General features: G+C 43.7%; 3 protein-coding genes. All 3 read left to right on the forward strand.

The window, feature by feature from the left end; genetic code table 11:
* The first annotated feature begins 16 nt into the window (after positions 1-16).
* Complete coding sequence (gene kaiC / locus LAY41_RS28760) at positions 17-1,579, forward strand: circadian clock protein KaiC (protein WP_249105572.1); 1,563 nt, start codon at positions 17-19, stop codon at positions 1,577-1,579.
* A 236-nt stretch (positions 1,580-1,815) separates the two neighbouring features.
* Positions 1,816-3,162, forward strand: a complete 1,347-nt coding sequence (locus LAY41_RS28765) for a P-loop NTPase family protein (RefSeq protein ID WP_249105573.1) — start codon at positions 1,816-1,818, stop codon at positions 3,160-3,162.
* Positions 3,163-3,542: 380 nt separating this feature from the next.
* The coding region (locus LAY41_RS28770; RefSeq protein ID WP_476727000.1) for a WD40 repeat domain-containing protein at positions 3,543-6,748 on the forward strand (3,206 nt) is incomplete at its 3' end.

The raw sequence follows: 6,748 nt of genomic DNA on the forward strand, positions 1-6,748 counted from the left end.
TTTTAAGACAAAAACCATGAATAATCCAAATAATCAGATCGAGCAAAAACAGCAATTCGTAAAAGCAGGAGTCGAAAAAATTCGCACCCTTATCGAGGGATTTGATGATATAAGTTATGGCGGTTTGCCTGTCGGTAGAACCACATTAGTAAGCGGTACTTCTGGCACAGGAAAAACACTGTTGGCAATCCAGTTTATCTATAACGGCATCATCCATTTTGATGAGCCTGGAGTTTTTGTCACTTTTGAAGAATCGCCCAACGATATTATCAGAAATGCCTGTAGTTTCGGGTGGAATTTACAACAATTAGTCGATGATGGCAAGTTATTTATTTTGGATGCCTCTCCCGATCCAGAAGGACAGGATGTTGTCGGCAGTTTTGACCTTTCTGCTCTGATCGAGCGTCTGCAATATGCTATTCGCAAATACAAAGCTAAGCGGGTTTCTATTGACTCGGTAACGGCAGTGTTTCAACAGTATGATGCAGCATCGGTGGTGCGGCGAGAAATCTTTCGCTTAGTGGCACGTCTTAAGCTACTTGGCGTTACCAGTATCATGACAACCGAACGAGAGCAAGAATATGGCCCCGTGGCGCGTTTTGGGGTAGAAGAGTTTGTTTCCGACAATGTTGCGATCGTCCGAAATGTTTTAGAAGGAGAACGCCGTCGCCGCACGATGGAAATCCTGAAATTGCGAGGTACTACGCACATGAAAGGGGAATATCCTTTTACGATTACCAATGATGGGATTAATATTTTCCCACTGGGAGCGATGCGATTGACTCAACGTTCTTCCAATGTCCGCGTGTCTTCTGGCGTCAAAATCCTCGACGAAATGTGTGGCGGCGGTTTCTTCAAAGATTCCATCATTCTGGCAACAGGAGCTACTGGTACAGGCAAGACACTTTTAGTAAGTAAATTCTTGCAAGATGCCTGCATGAGAGGTGAGCAGGCTATCCTGTTTGCCTATGAAGAATCTCGCGCTCAACTCTCGCGCAATGCTTACTCTTGGGGCACTGATTTTGAAGATTTAGAACAAAAAGGTTTGCTGAAAATCATCTGTGCTTATCCCGAATCGGCTGGATTAGAAGACCACTTGCAGATTATTAAAACAGAAATTGCACAATTTAAGCCTTCCCGAATTGCCATTGACTCTCTATCAGCTTTGGCACGCGGAGTGAGCAATAATGCTTTTCGTCAGTTTGTGATTGGGGTGACTGGTTTCGCCAAGCAAGAAGAAATTACCGGCTTTTTTACCAACACTACCGATCAATTTATGGGGTCTAATTCAATTACAGATTCCCATATTTCTACAATTACGGACACGATTATTATGCTCCAGTATGTGGAGATTCGTGGCGAAATGTCTCGCGCTATTAACGTCTTTAAGATGCGGGGTTCCTGGCACGATAAAGGTATCCGCGAGTACACTATCAGCGAAAAAGGCCCGCAAATTAAAGATTCCTTCCGCAACTTTGAACGAATTATCAGCGGTTCTCCTACTCGCATTAGCGTTGATGAAAAAATGGAACTTTCTCGAATTGTCAAGGGGGTACAGGGAAAAATCGGCGATGATTAATTAGGGTGAATTTTAGATTTTATATCATGTCCGGTAGCATCGTTAGTGTAAGAGTGATATCGTCAAATTGTTTGTTGTCATCGGTGGTTAATTTTTTACCACAGATGAAGACAGATGAACACAGATGAACACAGATAAGATGGGGATTTTTAGGCAACCGATGCCACCGGACATGATATTAGGTTTAAAATTTATTGGCAATCTGAAATTAGTTATTAAACCATTTGGGAAAGGTAATGACGACGGAATATTTACAAAATTTTTTTCGGGCAACCAACCCCGCCAGAACTCTAAATGTAGAAAATCCAGAAGACGAAAAGTGTTACATCGACTTTTCCTCGGTAAGAGGGGGGAAAGTTATTGAGGAACTGAAAGAGAATATCACGCTTTTTGCGACTGACGATCGCACTTGTGTTCTATTCACGGGCCATATTGGTTGCGGCAAGTCTACTGAGTTATTTCGGCTGAAAGCTGAACTGCAAGCGGAGGGGTTCCATGTGGTTTATTTTGAGTCCAGCGACGACTTGGAAATGACTGATGTGGATATTAGCGATATCCTGCTGGCGATCGCACGTCGCGTCAGTCAAAGTCTCGAACAACTGGAACTGGAGGAACCCAAAAGGTTTAAGGAGTTGCTGCAAGGCGCGGCGAGGGTCTTGAACTCCGAGGTGACGGGGCTAAAATTTAAGCTGGCGGGTAATGATGTGGGCCTGACTTCTGAAAAAGAAAAGTTTACTCTCGCGTTTGGTATTGGCGAAATCACGGCTAAGACGAAAAGCGATTCTGGGCTGCGCGATCGACTAAATCAGTATCTTGGGCCACAAAAAACCCAGTTGTTGGAGGCGATTAATCGGGAATTGCTAGAACCTGCGATCGCAAAACTGAAACAGCAGGGTAAAAAAGGGCTAGTGGTAATTGTCGATAATCTTGACAAGGTAGACAATCGCCAAAAATCTTGGGGTCGTCCGCAACAAGAATATCTGTTTGTGGATCAGGGAGAATATTTAACCAAGCTGCATTGTCACGTACTATATACAATGCCCTTAGCTTTGAAGTTCTCCAATGACTACGGGAACCTTACCCAGCGATTTGACGAACCCAAGGTTTTGCCGATGGTTCTTGTGAAATTTAAGGATGGTAGGGAATGCCAACCAGGGATAGCATTGCTGCAACAGATGGTGATGGCGAGGGCGTTTCCAGATAAAAATGAACAAGAACGCCTCGATGCTATTCCAGAAATTTTTGATAGTTTGGAAACGTTAAATCGTCTGTGTCGCGTTAGTGGAGGTCACGTCCGAGACTTGCTAAGATTGCTGAATGAGTGGATCAAAAAGGAAAGACAATTTCCGCTCACTCGTCCCAAATTAGAAGAAGTGATTCGTCAACGCTGCAATAACATGATGATGCCAATTTCCGATGCGGAATGGGAATTATTGCGGCAGGTTAAGCAACGTAAAAAAGTTACTGATGATGACGGATATCAAAAGTTGATTCGCAGTCGGTTTGTGTTTGAATATCACAGTGACGGCGAGATTTGGTTTGATATCAATCCAATTTTAGCGGACGCGAGTGAGTTGCTATAGCTAGGGGCTAGAGCGCTCTGATGTGTGGGTAGGGGCGTTCGCGTAGCGTGCCGGAGGCATTAGCATTCGGGTAGTAAGCGATATGCCTACGGCACGCTACGCGATCGCAATCGGCAACAATTTTTCTGCCCGAATGCTTCGCCCAGCCGTGGTCTGTATAAGGGATAGCTATATGATCGAGAAATATCGCCGGAACCTCACCCCCCCAACCCCCCTCTCCGAGATCGGAGAGGGGGGCGAAAGGAGAGGGGGGAGAAAGAAAAATCAGAAAGTTCTCCCCTCCCTGTGGCGGGGAGGGGCTGGGGGTGGGGTTCTTAGACTGCTAGCCTACAGCCGTATTCATGCTTGGGTTCAATCTAAAATCCAAAATCCAAAATCCAATGACCTTAGATAATGAGAGTGCCTTAGAGGAACTTGCTTGGGCGATCGAGGCTTCCCAAGGACAGTTTTCTTTGTTTTTAGCTCGTTGTAATTATACCAATCTGCAAAGGCAATTAAGCCAGCAATTACAACCAATTTGTGCTGTTCCTATTCGCACTCTGGAACTAAAGAGAGAGGACAAAACTCTTTATGCCAGAATTCAGGCAGAATTAGGGTCAGAACAACCAAATGGCGTGATGGTTTTTGGTTTGGAAATGGTGGAAGATTTGGAGCATTTGTTGACTTCCACCAATCAAGTGCGAGAGGAATTTCAGAAAAATTTCCAGTTTCCGTTGGTGTTGTGGGTTAATGATAAAATCCTCACGCAACTAACTCGCATTGCGCCAGATTTTGAAAGTTGGGCGACAACAGTTGCATTTTTGATGCTGCCGCAGAATTTGGCGAATCTTTTCAGAGAAACTGCCGAACAATGGTTTACTAATAACTTAGCGTTTACTCTAGAAGATTGTTTGGCACTGGAAGTTGAACTGGAAGCGGCACAAAAAGATTTGCGGGATTACGAACAAATTGGCAGTCAGGAGTTAGAAGCAGAACGTCAATCTTTGTTGGGTTTTGTCAAGCGGGTAAATCAACAAGTTGATGTTGCTATAGAACATTATCAAACAGGTTTAGCATTTTGGCGATCGACTCAAAATTTAGAACGACAAGCCAAATTACTCGACGAAATTGCTTTCTGCTATTACCTGAAAAATCCATATTATCAAAACAGAAATCAAACGGTTTCTCAAGAAACTAAAGATTACGTTCGAGAATATTTACAAGTAATCGAACAAATCCAACGTCCCGATTTACTGGCTAACTCAATCCTGAGATTTGGTGAAGCTTTGAATTACGTACAGGATTGGGAACAATTCCAAAGGCTCGTAAGGCAGGCTTTGGCACAGCATGAAACTGACAATAAGCTAGTTGAATTGGGGAGAGATTATGGCTTTTTAGCTTATGCGGCTTTGGCACAATCTCGCTGGGATGATGCCAATCAATTGGCTCGAAAAGCGCTGGAAATTTTATCGATATTTGAAACAGGTGAAAGTACGAATTTAATCAAACAAAATGATGCTAGTTTCTATCGTTTTATTCTGGCGAAAGCGCAACAATCTTTAGGTCAGTTTGCCGAAGCAATTCAGAATTTGGAAGCGGCGAAGGAAGTTGGGAGTCCTGACTATGACCCGCAGCTATTTATCGATATTTTGTGTCATTTGCAGGGGCTTTATTTTGATGTTAAAGATTATCTCAATGCCTTTCAAATCAAGCTGGAACGCAAATCTGTTGAGCAGAGATATGGGTTGCGGGCGTTTATCGGTGCGGGTCGAATTAAATCGCAACGGCAAGCAAAATTGGCGCTGAAACAGGTTGTCCAAACCCACTTACTCGATTCTCTTCAGGAGAATATAGCGCCAGAAATTACTGCTTCCGGTAGAATGCTGGATGTGGAACGATTGCGTCAGCGTGTTGGTGATAATAACTACAAATTGATAGTAATTCACGGGCAATCGGGAGTGGGAAAAAGTTCCCTGGTGTATGGCGGATTGGTGCCAGCATTGAAACAGAAAGCTATTGGTTTTCAAGATGTTTTGCCGGTGACAATGCGCGTCTATACTAATTGGGTGGAAGAATTGGGGCGGTTGTTGCTAGAAGCGCTGGCACAAAAAGGTGTAGAGACGTTTTATAAAACGTCTCTACAGGCAGAAAAAGAGACGTTTCATGCAACGTCTCTACAAAATACAGCTGATATCCTCGCACAGCTAAAACAAAATGAATCGCACAATTTGCGGACGGTGCTGATTTTTGACCAGTTTGAAGAATTCTTTTTTGTATATCCCAATCCTGTGGAAAGGCGAGATTTTTTTGCTTTTTTGGGAGAGTGCCTAAACATACTGCCTCTGAAGGTAATCCTGTCGCTGCGAGAGGATTATTTGCACTATTTGCTGGAAATGGATAGCCTCGATAGCATGAAGATTATCAGCAATGATATTCTCGCTAAGAATGTCCGCTATAAATTGGGTAACTTTTCAACCGATGATGCTAAATCGATTATTGAGAGATTAACAGAAGCATCTAGTTTTAAGTTAGACTCGGATTTGATTGGACAGCTGGTAGAAGATTTGGCACGGGAGTTAGGTGAAGTGCGTCCAATTGAGTTGCAAGTTGTGGGGTCACAACTGCAAACGGAGAATATTACTACTTTAGCTCAATATCAAAGTTTCGGACGGAAAGCAACGGAAGAATTGGTAAAACGCTATTTAGCACAAGTGGTAAATGATTGCGGTGAGGGAAATAAGCAAGTTGCTGAGTTGGTGCTGTTTTTATTGACTGATGAAAAGGGAACTCGACCTCTGAAGACTCGCGCCGAATTGGAACGGGATTTGCAGGCATTGGTGGCAGATTTGAGTGCAGAAGGTAGGGTATTAGATTTAGTATTAGATATTTTTGTCGGTAGTGGTTTGGTGTTGTTATTACCCGAAAAGCCATTTGACCGCTATCAGTTGGTGCATGATTATTTGGCGGCGTTTATTAATCAGCAACAACGGCCTAAGTTAAATGAGTTAATAGCAGAACTGGAAAAGGAAAGACAGCAGCGTCAACAAGCAGAAGCGAAACGTCAAGTAGCTGAGGAACAACTGCAACAATCTGAAGAAGGCAAAAAAATCTTGCAGGCGGCGAATCATAAAGCAAAGCAGCTAATTCAAAGAGGTTCTGCTTTCTTCGTTATATCCGTGATTGTGGCAGCAGTCACAGGGATATCAGCAGTAAAAGTTTACCTAGACTTTCGAGAAGCCCAGGAAGCTACAAGACTTGAGCGGGAGGCACTGGGCAGTTTACGAAAATTTGAGTATCGAGAAATGGAAGCATTGGTATCGGCGATACGGACAGGACAAGATTTGAAATCGCTGGTGAAGAATCGCCCTCTAGAAGAATATCCCACTGCCAGTCCGCTTTTAGCTTTAGAGACAATTCTGGACAACATTCGGGAGGAGAGTCAACTTAAAGGTCATCAGAGTCCTGTCAACAGTGCCAACTTCAGTCCCAAAGGCGATCGCATCGTCACCGCTTCTGACGACAAGACTGCGAGGGTGTGGGATTTATCGGGAAAGTTGATTGCTGAACTTAAAGGTCATCAGGGTTATGTCTGGAGTGCCAACTTCAG

Source organism: Argonema galeatum A003/A1 (assembly GCF_023333595.1).
GTDB classification, from domain to species: domain Bacteria; phylum Cyanobacteriota; class Cyanobacteriia; order Cyanobacteriales; family Aerosakkonemataceae; genus Argonema; species Argonema galeatum.